We start from the raw sequence: 17,841 nt of genomic DNA, 5'->3' as shown, positions 1-17,841 counted from the left end.
GACAGGAACATCGCCTTGTTTGGAAAGAGGAAGAGAAGGAGTGTCGGCCGAAGCCCAATCGTCCCTTCCCGCAATTGCCTGTCGCATCATCGTTTTCAGCCCCATTCTGTTTATCCGCCGGTCCGCAGCGTCCGGCGGCGTCTGTTTTGCCACTCCGCCCGCCCCGACCCTTAACCGGGTCTTGTGGACAAGGCTTCGCCCCTGCGCCCTGCCATGGAAGCGCATATTTCATGCGGCGGTTCCACCCGCCATTTTCCTGTTTGACCTATACCTTGATCCCGGCCTGACCTGGCCGGCGGTCTATCGAACGCTGCCCGCTCCGATTTCACCGGCCGCGCAGTTTTGCGGCCGACAATCTCTTCATCGGCTTTTCACCCCCCGGCGTTACCGCCGGTACTGTACTGAACCCGGTTCGTTTCCGGTCCCGGCCGATGGATTGGAGGATCGTTCCGCCCCTCGTTGTCCCCGTCGGCAAGAGTACATTAGAGGCACCGATTTAGACCCGCAACATGTGAATCGCTGAAATAGGGGCTTGACTCGGACAGAGCGAATTAAGGCGAGGGGGAGGTCCAAAAGCCGGTCCGGGCAAGGGCCTGTGACTCAAGGCAGATTCGAACACTTAGCTGGCGCGACATGGTGAAAAATTTATTCCACCCAAGCCCCTGGCAACCCTGTCACCGCCGGGCCGCCATAGCGGCCAACGCCCATCAAGCCCTTGAAAGACCGGATTAAAACAGCGGGTGCACCAAACGTTCCACTTCCGCCTCGACGGTCATGAAATGGTCATGTGACGCTTGTGTGGCGAAAAAGCTTGCCCTGGTGCGGGCAACAAAAAGGGCTCCTCGCGGAGCCCGTTTTCGTCGTGCCGCGTCAGCCGATTCCGGCGCCGCGGACTGCTGCGATCAGACCGCCAGGGCCTTCACGCGGCTATTGAGGCGCGAGACCTTGCGGGAGGCCAGATTGGCATGGACGATGCCCTTGCCAGCGGCGCGATGGATCTCCGGCTCGGCCACCTTGAGGGCGGCGAAAGCGGCGGCGTGATCGCCGGCGGTGATCGCTTCCTCGACCTTGCGGATAAAGGTCCGCACGCGGCTGCGACGCGACTTGTTGATCTCGGTGCGGGCAGCAATCTTGCGGGTCGCCTTCTTGGCTGACGGCGTATTGGCCATGTAATCCTCTTGAGCGTCCAACCGGCAGAATGAGCGCATCGCGCGCTGCAAGCTTCCGGGATGAAATGAAAGCGGCGGCCAGGGGTGCCGCCAAGTCGGGGGTCCTATAGGGGAAAGGCGGAAGCGCGTCAACTGGATTCGGGCGGGCGATCGGCCTGGCTTCACCCGCCGAACGGCTTGAAATGCTTTGACAGCTTCAGCGTCTGCGCCTGGTAATTCGAGCCCAGATCGCTGCCATAGAGCCGCTGGGGCGTCTCGGCCAGATTCTCATAGATCAGCCGCCCGATGATCTGTCCGTGCCCGAGCAGGAACGGCACTTCGCGGCTGCGCACTTCCAGCACCGCCCGGCTGCCGGTGCCCCCCGCCGCCGAATGGCCGAAGCCGGGGTCGAAGAAGCCGGCATAATGCACGCGGAATTCGCCGACCAGCGGATCGAACGGCACCATTTCGGCGGCATGGGTTGGCGGCACATGCACCGCTTCGAGGCTGACGAGAATATAGAACTCGTCGGGATCGAGGATCAGCTCGCTCCGGCCGCGCGCATAGAGCGGTTCCCAGAAGTCGAGCACGTCGAGCGCCGCCTTCTTGTCCACGTCGACCACCGCCGTATGCCGCTTGGAGCGGAACCCGATCAGCCCGTCGCGCCCCTGGCCGAGCAGGTCGATGGACAATGCCACCCCCTCGCCCACCGGCTGCTCGCCGCCGATCACCAGGGTTTGGGCTCGATGCAGCGCCTGATGCTCTTCCACGCTCAGCCGGCTGTCGCCGGAGCGGAACCGCATCTGGCTCAGCCGCGACCCGGTGCGCACCAGCACCGGAAAAGTGCGGGGGCTGATTTCGAGATAGAGCGGGCCCTTATAGCCCGCCGGCAATTGATCGAAGCCGCGGGCCCGGTCGCCGATCACCCGGGTGAAGACGTCGAGCCGCCCGGTCGAGCTTTTGGGATTGGCCGAGGCGCTGACGCTTTCCGGCAGGTCGAGGCTTTCCTCCAGCGGCACCAGATAGACGCAGCCGCGCTCCAGCACCGCGCCATTGCTGAGGTCGATCTCATGCAGCTTCAGCGCCTCGATGCGCTCGGCCACCAGATGGGACGGGCCGGGCAGGAAGCTGGAGCGGACGCGAAACGCCGTCTTTCCCAGTCTGAGGTCGAGGCTGGCCGGCTGCACCTGGTCGTCATCGAAGGGCCGCGCCGCCCGGATCGCCCCTTGGGCATGCAGCTTCTCGATCAAGCGCGCCGGAAAAACGCCCTTCGGCCAAGTATCGGTCATGTTCTGGCCCTGTCCTCGCGCGTCGTCCCGGATCGGGGCCGACAGTTCTTTGCCCTTGTGCCAAGTCTGGCGAGCCCGGACAAGCCGCGCATTGACGCGGCAATCGCCGAGTTCCTCGTATTCCCCAATAACCTGGCCGATTGACGCCATGGGCGCGATGCCATTAAATCCCTCTTTCAGTGGTGATTTGGCCGGTCGCTTGCAGCCACTTAAAACAATTAGCTAAAGACCGTTTTGGAAACCGGCCGCCAAAGCGTGCCGGTTTTTTGCTTCGAAGGCGCTCGCATGTCCAAACAGAACAATCCGCTCCGCGACCCCCGCAACCTCTCCGCGGCGACAAATCTGGTCCATGGCGGGGGCAGGCGCACGCCGTTCAACGAGACCAGCGAGGCGCTGTTTCTCTCCTCGGGCTATTCCTATCCCAGTTCGGAACATGCCGAGCGCCTGTTCCGGGGCGAAGTGGAGGGGGGGCACAATTATTCCCGCTTCGCCAATCCCACCGTCGACATGTTCCAGGACCGCATGGCCCTGCTGGAAGGCGCCGAGGCCGGCCGCGCCTTCGCCTCCGGCATGGCCGCCGTCACCAATGCAGTGATGAGCCAGGTGCGGGCCGGGGATCATATCGTCGCCTCCCAGGCCCTGTTCGGCGGCTGCCGTTATGTGGTGGAGGATTACGCCCCGCGCTTCGGCGTCGCCTCCACCCTGGTCGATGGCCGCGATCCGGCCAATTTCGCCGCCGCCATGCAGCCCAATACCAAGGTGGTCTTCATCGAGACGCCGACCAATCCGACGCTGGAACTGGTCGATATCCGGGCGGTGGCCGATATCGCCCATGCCCATGGCGCCAAGCTGATCGTCGACAATGTCTTCGCCACCGCGCTCTACCAGAAGCCGCTGCAATTGGGCGCCGATATCGTCACCTATTCGGCCACCAAGCATATCGACGGCCAGGGCAGGGTGCTGGGCGGCGTGGTGCTGGGATCGAAGGCGATCATCGAAGGCGATGTGCACACCTTCCTGCGCCAGACCGGGGCAACGCTCAGCGCCTTCAATGCCTGGGTGCTGCTCAAGGGCCTCGAAACCCTGCCCCTGCGCGTTCGGCAGATGAATGACAGCGCCGCCCGCATCGCCGACACGCTGGCCAGCCATCCCAAGATTTCCCGCGTCATCTATCCGCACCATGCCAGCCACCCGCAATACGATCTGGCCAAACGCCAGATGCTGGCGGGTTCGACCCTGCTCGCCTTCGAGGTCGCGGGCGGGCAGGACGCCGCCTTCACCCTATGCGACAATCTGGCCGTCATCCTCATCTCCAACAATCTGGGCGATGCCAAATCCATCATCACCCATCCCCGCACCACGACGCATCAGCGCCTGACCGAGGAGGTCAGGCTGGAAACCGGGGTCACCCCCGGCCTGCTGCGGCTCTCAATCGGCCTGGAAGACGCGGACGACCTGCTGGCCGATCTGATATATGGGCTGGATCAGGTGTAAGTTGATGTCCGTTCGGCGCGAAACCAGCGGCTCCATCGCTCCCTCCCCAAAAACGCCCCGTCGCCTGCGCACGCCTTGGGCTCAGATCCTGTTGTTCGCTACCATGGCGGCTCTGCTCACCGCGCCCGCCTTTGCCCAGGCCATCCCCTATCACGCCGACCCCGACGCCCGGGAAATCCTGCCCAATCTGCAGCCCGTTCCCGCCATTCGCTTTCTCACCACCGCCGATTTCCCGCCCTTCAATTTCCGCGACCAGAGCGGCGAATTGGTCGGCTTCAACATCGATCTCGCCCGGCGCATCTGCATCGAGGTCAATGTCGCCTGCACCATCCAGGCCTGGCCCTGGGAGCAGGCGGCGACGGCGCTCGCCGACAGCCAGGGCGACGCACTCATCGCCGGTCTCGCCATCACTCTGGAAAACGGCGAGCTTTTCGATTTTTCCGCCGTCTATCTGGCGCTGCCCGGCCGTTTCGTCGCGCGCGCCGGCAGCATCGACAGCTTCCGCCCCGAAAGGCTGGCCGGCCAGCGCATCGCGGTGCGCGCCGGCAGCGCCCACGAGGATTTCATGGAGCGCTACCTGCCCGAGGCGGAGCGCGTCGGCTTCGATGATGAAATCGCGGCCTTGGAGGCGGTCAAGGACGGCATTGTCCAGGCCTATTTCGGCGACGCGATGCGCGCCTCCTTCTGGCTCAACGACAATCTGGCCTGTTGCGGCTTTGCCGGCGACGCCTATTTCCGGCCACGTCTGTTCGGCGAAGGCCTCGCCATCGCCGTGCCCGGCGCCCAGGACCGGGTGCGCCACGCCATCGACTGGGCCCTGGTGCGCCTCAAGAATAATGGCGCGCTGGACGAACTCTACCTGCGCTGGTTCCCCGTGGGCTATTATTAAGGCGCGGAAATGCGGCGCGGCGCTATTCCGGCAGGCGCCGATAGCGCGCCCGGGCCCCGACCTCGATCGCCGCCGTGGTCAGCCGGTCGAGGCTGAGCTTGTCGCGCAGCATTTCGAGGAAGCGCAGTTCCTCCTGTTCGAGGAACAGGTCGACCGCCGTCACCTCCACCGCCAGCGCATAGGCGGTGTCCTGCAATTTCGCCGGCAGGATCGCGACGGCCTCGTCCAATACCCGGTCCAGCCCGTCCGGCCCGTTCAGCACGTCGGCACATCGATTGACGACCTGCCCCAGCCGGCCCTTGTCGAAATTCTCGAAGACCGGCAGCCGCTCGATCAGCACCTTGATCCGGTCGAGCTCCTTCTCGGTGATGGCGCTGTCGGAAGTGGCGGCGACGATCATCACATGGATGAGGGCGTCGTGGGCTTGGCTGGTCATGGCGCGATCCGGTTTGACGAAACTGGCCCAGAACTAGGCCCTGGGCCGGTCCGGCGCAACCGCCTGCGACATTGACGCGGCACATCAGAACGTGCACACAGCCGTGCCCGTCGCTTTCCCCTCTCCTTCGAAAGGCCGCAACCCAGTGTCGCCCGCCGCTTTGCCTCCCCTTGACCCCGAATTTTTCGAGCCCGCGCAGCAGGCGCGCGCCTGGCCGTTCGAGGAAGCGCGCAAACTGGTCAAGCGCCTGGAAAAGTCGGGCAAGGGCGAAGCCCTGTTCGAGACCGGCTATGGCCCCTCGGGCCTGCCCCATATCGGCACGTTCGGCGAAGTGGCCCGCACCACCATGGTGCGCACGGCGTTCCGCCTGCTGACGCGCGACCAGATTCCGACCCGGCTCATCTGTTTTTCCGATGACATGGACGGCATGCGCAAGATTCCGGACACCGTCCCCTCCAAGGAGGCGATGGAGCCGCATCTGCAAAAGCCGCTGACCGCCGTGCCCGATCCCTGGACCAATGAATATCCCAGCTTCGGCGAACACAACAACGCCATGCTGCGCCGCTTCCTCGACACGTTCGGCTTCGACTACGAATTCGCCAGCGCCACCGATTATTACAAGTCCGGCAAGTTCGACGCAGTGCTGCTGCGCGCCGCCGAGCGCTATGACGACATCATGAAGGTGATGCTGCCCACGCTCGGGGCCGAGCGGCAGGCCACCTATTCGCCCTTCCTGCCGATCTCGCCGATTTCGGGCCGCGTACTTTACGTGCCGATGAAGGAGATCAATGCCAGAGACGGCACCGTCACCTTCGCCGACGAGGATGGCCGCGACACCACTGTGCCGGTCACCGGCGGCCATGTGAAGATGCAGTGGAAGCCCGATTTCGGCATGCGCTGGGCCGCGCTCGACGTCGATTTCGAAATGTTCGGCAAGGACCACCAGACCAATCAGCACATCTATGACAAGATTTGCTCGATCCTCGGCGGCACCCCGCCCGAGCACTACGTGTTCGAGCTGTTCCTCGACGCCGAAGGGCAGAAGATTTCCAAGTCCAAGGGCAATGGCCTGACTATCGACGAATGGCTGACCTATGCGCCGACCGAAAGCCTGGGGCTCTACATGTTCCAGAAGCCGCGCGTCGCCAAGCGCCTGCATTTCGACGTCATTCCGCGCGCCGTGGACGAATACGCTTCCTTCGTCGCCGCCTTCGAGCGTCAGGATGCCGCCGCCCGGCTGGAAAATCCGGCCTTCCATGTCCATTACGGCAATGTGCCCAAAATCGACATGCCGGTCACCTTTGCCCTGCTGCTCAATCTGGCGACGGCCTCCAATCCGGAAACGCCGGAAGTCATGTGGGGCTATATTTCGGCCTATGCGCCGGGCGTATCGGCAAAGACCCATCCGCATCTCGATGCGCTGGTCGGCTACGCCATGCGCTATTTCCGCGATTTCGTGCAGAAGAGCTATCGTGCCCCCGACGAGGTCGAGCGCGCTGCGCTCGAGGCTCTCTCGACCGCCTTCGCCGCCCTGCCCGCCGACGCCACCAACGAAACCATCCAGAATGCGTCGCTCGACGTGGCGCGCAATATCGAGCGCTATCAGGACCACACCAAAAAGAGCCCCACTGGCGGTCCCGGCGTCTCCGGCGAGTTCTTCCAGATGCTTTATCAGGTGCTGATCGGCCAGGAACGCGGCCCCCGCTTCGGCTCCTTCGCCGCGCTTTACGGCATCGACAATACCCGCAGGCTCATCGCCGATGCTCTCGCCGGGAAGATGCTGGCGAATTGAACGGCTAGGATTCCCAGTCGATGCACCGGGTCATTCCCGCGCAAGCGGGAACCCCTGTTTGCGCGGGAATGACCCGGAAATTCTACATCGGCTTTTGTGGAGGACTTTTCACAACCCGGATCGTCACCCTCGCGCTTGACGCGAGGGCTCTCGTGATGTTGCCGTATGGCCAAGACCCTGCGCGTCAAGCGCGAGAGTGATGGGCGATAGGCCCGGCCGCCCTATCTCAGCACCTTCCTGAAAAACACCACGCGCTGGGTCTCCTCGAAGCCCAGCGCGTGGTGCATTGCATGGCTGTCCGCATTCTCCACCCGCGCATCCGAAGCGAACTCCGTGCAGCCCTGTTCCCGCGCCCATCCTTCCACCGCCGCCACCAGCGCCCGTGCCACCCCGCGTCCCCGCGCCTCCGGCTTCACGAAAATCCCCTCGAGAAACGCCACCGGCGAGGTTTTGCATCCATTGACATAGTCCCGCCGCAGCGCCGCTTCGGCAAAGCCCAGTGCGGCTCCATCCGTATTTCGCGCGATTAGGTTGATCGTCTCTCCGGGATAGGCCAGCAGACGGGCAATGTCGGCCGCGTGCGCGCCAGTCCCGCCATTCGGCCAGAGGGCCATCCGCATCGCCGTCCAGTCTTCGGCATCCGCAACAGTAGCTGTCCCAATCCTCACTGGCTGGCCCAGATGATCCGCGCCACCCATTCCACCTCCACCAGGTCCAGCATGCGCGGTTCATAGGCCGGATTGAGCGAATGCAGCTCGATCTGCCTGGCACTCTGCCGCGCCAGGATCTTGGCCATCACCTCGCCGTCGCGGGTCTTGACCACCACCCGGTCGCCGCGCCGCACCTGTTCGGTGGGGGAGACGACGATGCGGTCGCCCTCGCGATACAGCGGCTCCATGCTGTCGCCGGTCACTTCCAGCGCATAGATGCCGCTGTCATCCGGCGTGGGCAGCACGATCTCGTCCCAGCCCTGGCCCACCGGAAAGCCGGCACTGTCGAAAAAACCGCCGGCGCCGGCCTGCGCCAGTCCCAGCAACGGCACGGTGCGCAATGAAGGCTCGGAAAAGCCCCGGCTTTGCATATAGGCGCCGGTGCCAGCCAGGAAGGAATCGAAATTCTCGCCGGTCGCTTCCAGAATCTTGGCAAGGCTCTCGGTGGAGGGCCAGCGCTCCCGCCCGTCCTTGCTGACACGCTTGGAGACGTTGAAGGCGGTGGCGTCCAGTCCCGCCAGCCGGGCCAGGGCCGACACGGAATGGCCATGCCGACGCGCCATCGCGTCAATGCCATCCCATATGGCCCTGTGTGAAAGCATCTGGCCCCCTGGCGAGGAAATATGTCTTACTGCTGGAATTCAGTCCTATCGTATTATCCGCTCCCCACCTTGTAAAGAGAACCTTTCCGTTTTACCCCGGCACCATTCCGCCTCCAGGTTCGGCCATGTCATCCGCTAATCCGCCCTTCATCTACAAGATCGCCAGCGCCGCCTCGCTGGCCGCCGCCCGCCATTCGGGGCGCTATGAGGGCATGCCTATCGATGCGGCGGATGGCTATATGCATTTTTCTACCGCCGCCCAATTGGCCGAAACCCTGCGCCTGCATTTCAAGGGCCAGTCCGGCCTCGTCATCCTCGCCATTCGCACCGCCGATCTCGGCGAGGCCCTGGTCTGGGAACCTTCGCGCGGCGGTCAGCTGTTTCCCCATCTCTATGGTGGCCCGCTGGACATGGCCCGGGTGGAATGGGAAGCCATGGTCAGCGTCGATGCCGCCGGACATTGCGTGCTGCCGGAGGCCGTTCGATGATCTTTTCCGCCTTTTCGCCGCTATTGCGCCATGCCGGCCTCGCCGGTCTCACCCGCGATGCGCTGCTGCGCATGGACCCCGAAACCGCCCACGGCGCCACCATCGCCGCACTGCGGCTGGGCCTGGCGCCCCGGCAGGACCACCAGGACCCGCCGGAACTGGCTACCAGCCTGTGCGGCCTCGACCTGACCAATCCGCTCGGCATGGCCGCCGGCTTCGACAAGAATGCCGAAGTGCCCCGGCCCCTGGCGCTGATGGGCTTCGGCATGGTCGAGATCGGCACCGTCACCCCGCGCCCGCAAGCGGGCAATCCCAAGCCGCGCCTGTTCCGCGTCGCCGGGGCCGAAGGCGTCATCAACCGCATGGGTTTCAACAATGACGGCCACGAAGCCGCCTTCGAACGGCTGCAAGGCCTGCGGGTTCCCGCCGCCCTCGGCGTCAATATCGGCGCCAACAAGGACAGCACGGATTTCGTCGCCGATTACGTGCTCGGCGTCGCCCGCTTCGCCGAGCTTGCCGATTATCTGACCGTCAATATTTCCTCGCCCAATACACCGGGCCTGCGCAATCTTCAGGCCGACGAGGCCCTGCGCCGCCTGCTCGGCGAGGTGCTCGCCGCCCGCGCCAAGGCGAAAATCCGGGTGCCGGTCCTGCTCAAGATCGCCCCCGATCTCGATGAAGCCGGCATGGATGCCATTGCCCGGGTCATTCTCGACAGCGGCCTCGATGGCTTGATCGTCTCCAATACCACCGTTGCGCGCGAGGCGGTGGCGGGCCTCGAAAACGCCAGCGAGACCGGCGGACTCTCCGGCAAGCCGCTGTTCAATCTCGCCACAAGGCGGCTCGCCCAGATGCGCCAGCGCGTCGGGACACTGCCGATCGTCGGCGTCGGCGGCATCCATTCGCCGCAAAGCGCCCTGGCCAAGTTCGAAGCCGGCGCCAATGCCATCCAACTCTATTCGGCCCTGGTCTTTGGCGGCCTCGATCTGCTCGACCGGCTCAAAAGCGGCCTCGTCGCTGGCATCCGCATGGCCGGCAAGACCAATATCTCCGAACTGGTCGGCGCCAGGACGGACGATTGGGCCGCGGGGCGGATCGAATAATCCCAAGAGCGCGGCCGGCCGAACGGGCCATGGTCGAAATTCACGGCGCCTTCTGGCATATGGGACAAAAGAAGGTCGAGCGCCCCGATTGCACGATCCTTTGCACGATGCCGGTACATAGGGGCGTGGGGCAGGGATCGCCCTCCCGGTCATAGACGGCGAAATTGTGCTGGAAATAGCCGGCGCCCTCGACGCTGCGGAAATCGCGGATCGTCGAGCCGCCCACTTCGATGGCGGCGATCAGCACGTCGCGCACCGCTATGGCCAGCGCCTCCAGGGCCGGCTTGGGCCCGCCCTCCGGGTCCACCAGCGTCCGGGCCTCGATTGTGGGCAGGATATGGGCGAGGTGCAGGGCTTCGGCCACATAGATATTGCCCAAACCCGCCACCACGCGCTGATCGAGCAGGGCGGCCTTGATCGGCGCCTTCTTGCCGGCAAAGGCCGCGGCCATGCCCCGGGCGCTGAAATCATTGCCCAGGGGCTCGGGGCCCAGGCCCTTCAGATAGGGGCTGTCGGCGAGATCGTCGCAGAGATCGATGAAGCCGAAGCGGCGCGGATCGGCATAGATCAGGTGGCTGCGGCCATGCTCGGGATGGTTGAGCGTCCAGATCATGTGATCGTGCTTGGGCGCGGTGCCCGGCTCGTAATAGCGCGGCGGCTTGTCGATGGGATGTTCGGCAAAGCGCCAGGAGCCGGTCATGCCCAGATGGCTCAGCACGAACCTGCCGCTGGACAATTCCAGCAGCAGATATTTGGCCCGCCGCCGCACATGGGTGACGCTCTGGCCTTCCAGCGCCTCGACCAGCCCGGCGGGAAAGGGAAAGCGCAGGTCCTGGCGGTTGAGCACCACCTTTTCGATGGTCGCGCCGGTGAGCCAGGGCTCGAGGCCCCGGCGGACGGTTTCGACCTCGGGCAGTTCGGGCATGAACAAAACTCCTTGCGCCGATGCGGCATTGTGCCATGGGCATTTTCCAATGCCTTATATATGGTGCGCTCGACCGAGACACGCCTATCGAGGCCCCGCCATGACCGAGTCGCAGCAAACCACCCATTTCGGCGAGCAGATCGTCGCCCTCGAGGACAAGCAGGGTCTGGTCGACAAAGTGTTTCACGACGTGGCCGAGCGCTACGACCTGATGAACGATTTGATGAGCGGCGGCGTACATCGGTTGTGGAAGGACGCCATGGTGGCCGAACTGGCGCCGCCCCGCGCCGGGACGCGGCCCTATAAGGTGCTCGACATGGCCGGGGGCACCGGCGATATCGGCGAGCGCATCGTCAATACGTCGCTGGGCTATGCCCAGGTGGTGGTTTCCGACATCAATGCGGACATGCTGCGCGTCGGCGCCGAGCGCGCCAGGAGCTGGCGCTTTCCTTCGCAGGTGGAATTCGTCGCGGCCAATGCCGAGCAATTGCCCTTCGAGGCCAATAGTTTCGACGCCTATACGATCGCCTTCGGCATCCGCAACGTGCCCCGCATCCAGCAGGCGCTGGACGAGGCGCATCGCGTCCTCAAGCGCGGCGGGCGCATCCTGGTGCTCGAATTCTCCCAGGTCGACGTGCCGGGATTGCACGCTTTCTACAAGCTCTATTCCGACCGGGTCATCCCGCCCATGGGGCGCCTGGTCACCGGCGATGCCCAGCCCTATCAATATTTCGTCGAATCGATCCGCAAATTCCCCGACCCGGCGGCCTTCTCGGCCATGCTGAACCAGGCCGGGTTCAAACGGGTGAAGCATACGAGCTATACCGGCAATATCGCCACCCTGTTCTCGGGCTGGAAGATTTAAGCCCATGGGTCTGGGGTCTACCTTCCGCCTGATCCATGCCGGCTGGGTGCTGGCGCGCGAAGGCGCCTTTTCGGTGCTGCCCGAAGCTTCGCTGCCGCCGATGATGAAGTTCGGCATCGGCATGGCGCGGCTGGTCGAGCGGCGCGCGGTGCGCCGGACCGGCAGCATCGAGCGGCTCAACGCGGCGCTGCACCGGCTTGGCCCCAGCTTCGTCAAGTTCGGCCAGACCCTGGCCACCCGGCCCGACATTGTCGGCGCCCAGGCCGCCGCCGACCTGTCGGGCCTGCAGGACCGGATGCCGCCCTTCGACCCCAAATTGGTGCCCGCCATTCTCAGCGAGGCTCTGGGCGTCAAGGCTGAACAGCTCACCGAGATCAGCGAGCCGATCGCCGCCGCCTCCATCGCCCAGGTGCATCGGGCAAAGCTGCGCCAGCCCGGCGAAATGCCAAAAGTGGTGGCGGTCAAGATGCTGCGGCCCGGCGTCTCGGAACGCTTCCATGCCGATACCCAGGCGCTCTATGCCGGCGCCCGGCTGGCCGAGACCTTTTCGCGCGCCAGCCGGCGGCTCCGGCCCACCGAAGTGGTGCGCACGCTCGACCATTCCATGCGGCTCGAGCTCGACCTGCGCCTCGAAGCCGCCGCCATTTCCGAAATGGCGGAGAACATCAAGGACGATACCGGCTTCCGCATCCCCCAGGTGCAATGGGACCATATCGCGCAGAACGTGCTGACCACCAGCTGGGTGGACGGCATTCCGATCCGCGAGCACACGGCCATCGACAAGGCCGGCATCGACCGCAAGGCCCTGGCGGCCAAGGTGCTGCAGAGTTTCCTGCGCCACGCCATCCGCGACGGCTTCTTCCATGCCGACATGCATCCGGGCAATCTGTTCGCCGATCCCCGGACCGGGGACGTCATCGCCGTGGATTTCGGCATTATGGGCCGTATCGGCAAAAGCGAGCGCCGCTTCCTCGCCGATATCCTTTATGGCTTCATCATCCGCGATTACCGCCTGGTCGCTCAGCGTCATTTCGACATCGGCTATGTGCCGCCGCATCAATCGGTGGACGATTTCACCCTGGCCATCCGCTCCATCGGCGAGCCGCTGCATGGGCGCACCGCCGCCGAAATCTCCATGGCCAAGGTGCTGGGCCAGCTCTTCACCATCACCGACCTGTTCGAGATGAACACCCGCCCCGAACTGGTGCTGCTGCAGAAATCCATGGTGCTGGTGGAAGGGGTGGCCCGCAATCTCGATCCCGATCTCGACATCTGGACCGTTGCCGAGCCGGTGGTCGGCGACTGGCTGCGGCGCGAGGAGGGGCCGATCGGCCGGCTCGAAGATCTGGCCGGCCATGTCACCCGCTTCGGCGAGGCCCTGGGCTGGGTGCCGGCGCTGCTGGCCCAGGCCGAGCTCACCATGGCGGAGCATCGGGCGATGATGCACCGCCCGCGCGACGGGTTGATGCGCAATGCGATCATCCTGGCGCTGTGCATGGCGATCCTCGCCCTGGCTTCCATGACCTTCCTGATGCTGCGCCTCGGCATTTCGTCCTGATAGTTCGGCGCGCCGGCTTGCCGGGCGGTCCCTTCTCCCACTAGATTGCCCCCGATCGCGGCCCGGCCGCACAAGGGAGCTGTTTCATGCATTTCAATCTGTTCGGCAAACTGGCCGGCGTCACCCTGCTGACCCTGGGCCTCGCCGCCTGCGTCGATGTCGATATCGACGTGGCGCTTACCAGCCAGACCACGGCGCGCGCCACCATGACCCAGACCATGGGCGCCGAACTCTATGCCATGGTCAAGATGGGGGCCGAGAGCGAGGACAGCGACGAGTCTGGTTTCTGCGACGACGGCGTGCTGAGCGAGAATGCCGATGGCAGCGCCACCTGCTCGATGACCGAGGAGGGCCCCTTCGCCGATCTCGATCTGGGCCAGGAAGAAGGCGGCATGCGCTTCACCGAAGCCGGTCCGGGCCTGGTGCGCATTGCGCTGCCGACCGAGGACATGAAAGCGGAAATGGGCCTCGACGAGGACCTGGACGAGGACACTATGCAGATGGTCGTCGCCTTTTTCGAGGGCCACAATATCACCGTCTCCTTCTCCGGCGCCGAAGTGGTCGATACCAATATGAACCGCGCCGCCGATGGAAGGAGCGCCAGCCAGGCCATTCCCATGCTCGATCTCATCAACGGCACGCTCGACCTGCCGGACGAGCTCTATGCGGTGGTGCGCGCTCCGTGAGCGAGGCCGGCCCCGCCATTCGCCTCAAATGGCTGCCGCATGGCGCGGGCCTGCCATTGCCAAGGGCGGCCAGCGCGCTGGCCGCCGGAGCGGACCTGCGCGCCGCCCTGCCGGAAGGCGAGCCGCTGGAACTCCAGCCCGGCAAGCGGGCCATCGTGCCCTGCGGCTTTGCCATGGCGCTGCCCGTCGGCTACGAAGCCCAGATCCGGCCGCGCTCCGGCCTGGCGGCCAGGCACGGCATCGCCGTCCTCAACGCCCCCGGCACGATCGACGCCGATTATCGGGGCGAGGTCATGGTGATCGTCATCAATCTGGGCGAGGAAGCCTTTACCATCGAGCGGGGCGAGCGTATCGCCCAGATGGTGGTGGCGCCGGTGCTGCAGCCGCGTTTCGTTACGGGAGACGAATTGGATGAAACCGAGCGGGGAGCCGGCGGCTTCGGATCGACCGGGCGCGTCTAGCAATACCGATCCCGGCCGCCAGGCGCCGCTATCGCCGGAAGAGACCCGCCGCTATGCCCGCCACCTGGTGCTCAAGGGCATGGGCGGCGTGGGCCAGCAGAAACTCAAGGCGGCCAAGGTCCTGATCGTCGGCGCCGGCGGGCTGGGCAGCCCGGCCATCGCCTATCTCGCCGCCGCCGGCATCGGCCGGCTGGGCATCGCCGATCCCGACACCGTCTCGCTCTCCAATCTGCAACGCCAGATCGTCCATGCCGGCGACGATATCGGCCGCAACAAGGCCGAAAATGCCGGACGTTTCGTCGCCGCGCTCAATCCGCATGTGCGGCTCGACCTGTTCCCGACCCTGATCACCCCGGACAATGGCGCCGAAATCCTCGCGCCTTACGATCTGGTCCTCGACGGCACCGACAATCTCGCCACCCGCCGCAGCGTCGCCGCCGCCGCCGCGCGCCTGCGCCGGCCGCTGGTTTCGGGCGCCGTGTCGATGTTTTCCGGCCAGGTCACGATCTTCGCGCCGCATCTGGGCAGCCCCGGCCACGAGGCGCTCTTTCCCCCCGAAGCCAGCGACGATGCCCTGCCCTCCTGCGAAGCCAATGGCATTCTCGGCCCGGTCACCGGGGTGATCGGCGCGCTGATGGCCATGGAGGCGATCAAGCTGATCACCGGCATCGGCAAGCCGCTGATCGGACGAGTGCTGGTCTATGACGGCCGCGAGGGCGGTTTTTCGGAATTAAGCTATTGAGGGGATGTCACGGCGTGACCGACCGCGCCTTTCGACATCCTGAACCTGTCGAAGGGTCAGGGTGAGGTCTGGGAGAGGCCGGTTGACTGCTCATAGACCTCATGGCGAGCTTGTCGATCCACGAGGTCGCGGCCCCTCAAGCCTCCGGATGCTTGAACACCAGCGCCGCATTGGTGCCGCCGAAGCCGAACGAATTGGACAGCACATGGGCCAGGTCGACATCGTCGCGGCGCTGGCGGAGGATGGGCATGTCCTCGAAGGCGGGGTCCAGCACGTCGATATTGGCGCTTTCGGCGATGAAGCGGTGCTTCATCATCAGGATCGAATAGATCGATTCATGCACGCCGGTCGCGCCCTGGCTATGGCCGGTCAGCGACTTGGTGGCCGAGATCGGCGGGCATTTGTCGCCATTGCCGAAAACGGCGCGCAGGGCCTCGATTTCCTTGAGATCCCCCACCGGTGTCGAGGTGGCGTGCGGATTGATGTAGTCGATGGGCGCCTTGACGTTTTGCAGCGCCATGCGCATGCAGCGCTCGGCCCCTTCGCCCGAGGGCGCGACCATGTCGAGGCCGTCGGAAGTGGCGCCATAGCCCACCACTTCCGCCCAGATCCTGGCGCCGCGCGCCTTGGCGTGTTCGTATTCCTCGAGCACCAGCACCCCGGCGCCGCCGGAAATGACGAAGCCGTCGCGCGCCGCGTCATAGGCCCGGGAGGCCTTTTCCGGGGTGTCGTTGAAGTCCGAACTCATGGCGCCCATGGCGTCGAACAGGTCCGACAGCGTCCAGTCGAGGTCCTCGTGGCCGCCGGCAAAGACGATGTCCTGCTTGCCCAGCATGATGTTCTCGGCGGCATTGCCGATGCAATGTTTGGAGGTGGCGCAGGCGGCGGTGATCGAATAGTTGATGCCCTTGATGCCGAAGGCGGTGGCCAGCGTCGCCGAGGCGGTCGAGCCCATGGCCTTGGGCACGGCCAGCGGCCCGATGCGCTTGGGGCTGGTATTCTTGCGGGTGACGTCCGCCGCCTCGACGATGGTGCGGGTGGAAGCGCCGCCCGAGCCCATGACGATGCCGGTCATCGGGTTGGAAATGTCGCTGTCCTCCAGCCCCGCATCGGCGATGGCCTGCTGCATGGCGAGGTAGTTCCAGGCGGCGCCCTTGCCCATGAAGCGGGTGACGCGGCGGTCGAGCACTTCGAACGGGTCGAGGCCCGGATCGCCCTTGACCTGGCTGCGGAAACCCAATTCGGCATAATCTGGCGCCGTGACGATGCCGGGCTTGGCGGCCCGCAGGCTCGCAGTGACCTCGTCCAGCGAATTGCCGATCGAGGAAATGATACCCATGCCGGTGACGACAACTCGTCTCATAATGTCCTCGCCTTAGTCTTGTTCGGGGCCTTGAGGCAGGCGTTTCGTCTTATGTTGTGCAAATTCGGATCATTTCATCCCTGTCAGGGGTTTTTCTGCGTTCCGGCGACCGGAATGAGGCCGACCCGGAGATTTTCGGCGACATAGATGAGCTCGCCATCCGCCTTGACGGTGCCGGTGGCGATGCCGAAGGGCAGGGGCGAGCGCATATGCCGCTTGATGTCGATGCGGTATTCCAGCAGCTTCTTGTCATTGGTCGCCTGGCCGGTGAACTTGATCTCGCCGCCCAGGGCGCGGCCGCGGCCGGGCGAGCCCGACCAGCCGAGGAAGAAGCCGGTCATCTGCCAGAGCGCATCGAGCCCCAGGCAGCCCGGCATGACCGGGTCGCCGAGAAAATGGCACTGGAAGAACCACAGGTCCGGATTGAGATCGAGTTCGGCGACCACATAGCCCTTGCCATAGGCGCCGTCGCTCTCCTCGATATGGGTGATGCGATCGAACATCAGCATGGGCGGCGCCGGCAGGCGGGCGTCCATCTGGCCGGGCAGTTCGCCTCTGCCATGGGCCAGCAGTTCTTCATATCCAAATGCGTGTTGCCGCTCGGCCATGGAAGGTCCCCGCTTTCTATCGAGCTTTGTCTCGTATAGAGGTGCCGTTTGGGGGTCAAGCCAGCCGAAAGGCGCGGCGCCGGCCGGTAGCGGCGGGCTGCGGCGGCGGGGCAACTTGTTTCCGCAAGCGCGTGACACTATAAGGAAAGTTGGATTTTTGGACCTATGACGAGCATTCCGGCCCCATGACCGAAAGCAGCCTTGCCGCCCGGCCCCTTCCGTCCCGCAAACCCTGCCTGACGGCGGTTCTCCGCATGGCCGGGCTCCGCCCGACCCGCCAGCGGGTGGCGCTGGCCGAATTGCTGTTCGGCGGCCCGCACCGCCATGTCAGCGCCGAGCAATTGCATGCCGAGGCCGGCACCGCCAAGGTCAATGTCTCGCTGGCCACCATCTACAATACCCTGCATCAATTCCATGAAGCCGGGCTGCTGCGCGAAGTCGCCATCGACGCCTCGCGCTCCTATTTCGACACCGACACTTCGGACCATCATCACTTCTTCGTGGAAGAAGAGCAGCGGATGATCGACATTCCCGCCGAGGCGGTCGCCTTCAAGTCGCTGCCGGCGGCGCCGGCCGGCATGGAAGTGGCGCATGTCGATGTGGTGATCCGCGTCCGCAAGACCCCGGCCTGATCCGGATCTGTCAAGCCTCTTGCAGGCATCGCCGCGACATTAGCCGCTCG

General features: G+C 64.8%; 19 protein-coding genes and 1 riboswitch. Of the genes, 11 read left to right on the top strand and 8 right to left on the bottom strand.

The window, feature by feature from the left end; all coding sequences use genetic code 11:
* Positions 1 to 902: 902 nt before the first annotated feature.
* A complete protein-coding gene (gene rpsT / locus O9Z70_RS16230; protein ID WP_286020468.1) occupies positions 903 to 1,169 on the bottom strand; it encodes a 30S ribosomal protein S20 in 267 nt (88 codons plus the stop codon).
* A 161-nt stretch (positions 1,170 to 1,330) separates the two neighbouring features.
* Entirely contained in the window at positions 1,331 to 2,437 is a 1,107-nt protein-coding gene (locus O9Z70_RS16225) for a 2'-deoxycytidine 5'-triphosphate deaminase (RefSeq protein ID WP_286022041.1), read from the bottom strand.
* A gap of 169 nt (positions 2,438 to 2,606) precedes the next feature.
* Positions 2,607 to 2,682: riboswitch (SAM riboswitch) on the top strand.
* 40 nt (positions 2,683 to 2,722) lie between these two features.
* Here O9Z70_RS16225 and metZ point away from each other — a divergent pair.
* A complete protein-coding gene (metZ, locus tag O9Z70_RS16220) occupies positions 2,723 to 3,931 on the top strand; it encodes an O-succinylhomoserine sulfhydrylase (protein WP_286020467.1) in 1,209 nt (402 codons plus the stop codon).
* Between the two features lie 4 nt (positions 3,932 to 3,935).
* A complete protein-coding gene (locus O9Z70_RS16215) occupies positions 3,936 to 4,820 on the top strand; it encodes a transporter substrate-binding domain-containing protein (RefSeq protein ID WP_286020466.1) in 885 nt (294 codons plus the stop codon).
* A gap of 22 nt (positions 4,821 to 4,842) precedes the next feature.
* Here the strand turns inward: O9Z70_RS16215 and O9Z70_RS16210 are convergent, their stop codons facing one another.
* Positions 4,843 to 5,256, bottom strand: coding sequence for a tellurite resistance TerB family protein (locus O9Z70_RS16210; RefSeq protein ID WP_286020465.1), 414 nt, complete (start codon positions 5,254 to 5,256; stop codon positions 4,843 to 4,845).
* 145 nt (positions 5,257 to 5,401) lie between these two features.
* On the opposite strand from O9Z70_RS16210, the gene O9Z70_RS16205 reads away from it, so the two are divergent.
* Complete coding sequence (locus tag O9Z70_RS16205; RefSeq protein ID WP_286020464.1) at positions 5,402 to 7,048, top strand: lysine--tRNA ligase; 1,647 nt, start codon at positions 5,402 to 5,404, stop codon at positions 7,046 to 7,048.
* A gap of 221 nt (positions 7,049 to 7,269) precedes the next feature.
* Here O9Z70_RS16205 and aac(6') read toward each other — a convergent pair whose 3' ends face one another.
* Positions 7,270 to 7,668: an aminoglycoside 6'-N-acetyltransferase gene (gene aac(6') / locus O9Z70_RS16200; protein WP_286022040.1), complete on the bottom strand. Its 399-nt coding sequence runs from the start codon at positions 7,666 to 7,668 to the stop codon at positions 7,270 to 7,272.
* Positions 7,669 to 7,712: 44 nt separating this feature from the next.
* A complete protein-coding gene (locus tag O9Z70_RS16195) occupies positions 7,713 to 8,360 on the bottom strand; it encodes a S24 family peptidase (RefSeq protein WP_286020463.1) in 648 nt (215 codons plus the stop codon).
* 125 nt (positions 8,361 to 8,485) lie between these two features.
* On the opposite strand from O9Z70_RS16195, the gene O9Z70_RS16190 reads away from it, so the two are divergent.
* Both O9Z70_RS16190 and O9Z70_RS16185 read left to right on the top strand, forming a co-directional pair.
* Positions 8,486 to 8,848, top strand: coding sequence for a DUF952 domain-containing protein (locus tag O9Z70_RS16190; RefSeq protein WP_286020462.1), 363 nt, complete (start codon positions 8,486 to 8,488; stop codon positions 8,846 to 8,848).
* Positions 8,845 to 9,951: a quinone-dependent dihydroorotate dehydrogenase gene (locus tag O9Z70_RS16185; protein WP_286020461.1), complete on the top strand. Its 1,107-nt coding sequence runs from the start codon at positions 8,845 to 8,847 to the stop codon at positions 9,949 to 9,951. Before O9Z70_RS16190 ends, O9Z70_RS16185 begins: the two co-directional genes overlap by 4 nt.
* 40 nt (positions 9,952 to 9,991) lie before the next feature.
* Here the strand turns inward: O9Z70_RS16185 and mutM are convergent, their stop codons facing one another.
* Positions 9,992 to 10,876, bottom strand: coding sequence for a bifunctional DNA-formamidopyrimidine glycosylase/DNA-(apurinic or apyrimidinic site) lyase (gene mutM / locus O9Z70_RS16180; RefSeq protein ID WP_286020460.1), 885 nt, complete (start codon positions 10,874 to 10,876; stop codon positions 9,992 to 9,994).
* A gap of 100 nt (positions 10,877 to 10,976) precedes the next feature.
* On the opposite strand from mutM, the gene ubiE reads away from it, so the two are divergent.
* The 5 genes from ubiE to O9Z70_RS16155 all read left to right on the top strand — a co-directional run bounded on the left by ubiE (position 10,977) and on the right by O9Z70_RS16155 (position 15,188).
* Entirely contained in the window at positions 10,977 to 11,741 is a 765-nt protein-coding gene (gene ubiE, locus O9Z70_RS16175) for a bifunctional demethylmenaquinone methyltransferase/2-methoxy-6-polyprenyl-1,4-benzoquinol methylase UbiE (protein WP_286020459.1), read from the top strand.
* A 4-nt stretch (positions 11,742 to 11,745) separates the two neighbouring features.
* Complete coding sequence (ubiB, locus tag O9Z70_RS16170; protein ID WP_286020458.1) at positions 11,746 to 13,299, top strand: 2-polyprenylphenol 6-hydroxylase; 1,554 nt, start codon at positions 11,746 to 11,748, stop codon at positions 13,297 to 13,299.
* An 86-nt stretch (positions 13,300 to 13,385) separates the two neighbouring features.
* Entirely contained in the window at positions 13,386 to 13,985 is a 600-nt protein-coding gene (locus O9Z70_RS16165; RefSeq protein ID WP_286020457.1) for a hypothetical protein, read from the top strand.
* On the top strand, positions 13,982 to 14,446 hold the full coding sequence (dut, locus tag O9Z70_RS16160; protein ID WP_286020456.1) for a dUTP diphosphatase: 465 nt from the start codon (positions 13,982 to 13,984) through the stop codon (positions 14,444 to 14,446). Before O9Z70_RS16165 ends, dut begins: the two co-directional genes overlap by 4 nt.
* Before the next feature lie 79 nt (positions 14,447 to 14,525).
* The gene (locus O9Z70_RS16155; protein ID WP_502870208.1) at positions 14,526 to 15,188 is read left to right on the top strand and encodes a HesA/MoeB/ThiF family protein; all 663 of its coding nucleotides are present in this window, start codon (positions 14,526 to 14,528) and stop codon (positions 15,186 to 15,188) included.
* Positions 15,189 to 15,324: 136 nt separating this feature from the next.
* Here the strand turns inward: O9Z70_RS16155 and fabB are convergent, their stop codons facing one another.
* Entirely contained in the window at positions 15,325 to 16,551 is a 1,227-nt protein-coding gene (fabB, locus tag O9Z70_RS16150; protein WP_286020454.1) for a beta-ketoacyl-ACP synthase I, read from the bottom strand.
* 83 nt (positions 16,552 to 16,634) lie between these two features.
* A complete protein-coding gene (gene fabA, locus O9Z70_RS16145) occupies positions 16,635 to 17,159 on the bottom strand; it encodes a 3-hydroxyacyl-[acyl-carrier-protein] dehydratase FabA (protein ID WP_286020453.1) in 525 nt (174 codons plus the stop codon).
* 254 nt (positions 17,160 to 17,413) lie between these two features.
* On the opposite strand from fabA, the gene irrA reads away from it, so the two are divergent.
* Positions 17,414 to 17,791: an iron response transcriptional regulator IrrA gene (gene irrA, locus O9Z70_RS16140; RefSeq protein WP_502870207.1), complete on the top strand. Its 378-nt coding sequence runs from the start codon at positions 17,414 to 17,416 to the stop codon at positions 17,789 to 17,791.
* Positions 17,792 to 17,841: the final 50 nt, after the last annotated feature.

It is taken from the genome of Devosia sp. YIM 151766 (genome assembly GCF_030285925.1).
In the GTDB taxonomy this organism is placed as follows: Bacteria; Pseudomonadota; Alphaproteobacteria; order Rhizobiales; family Devosiaceae; genus Devosia.
The sequence above is the reverse complement of the archived record's forward strand: the minus strand, read 5'-3'. Positions and strand labels throughout refer to the sequence as shown.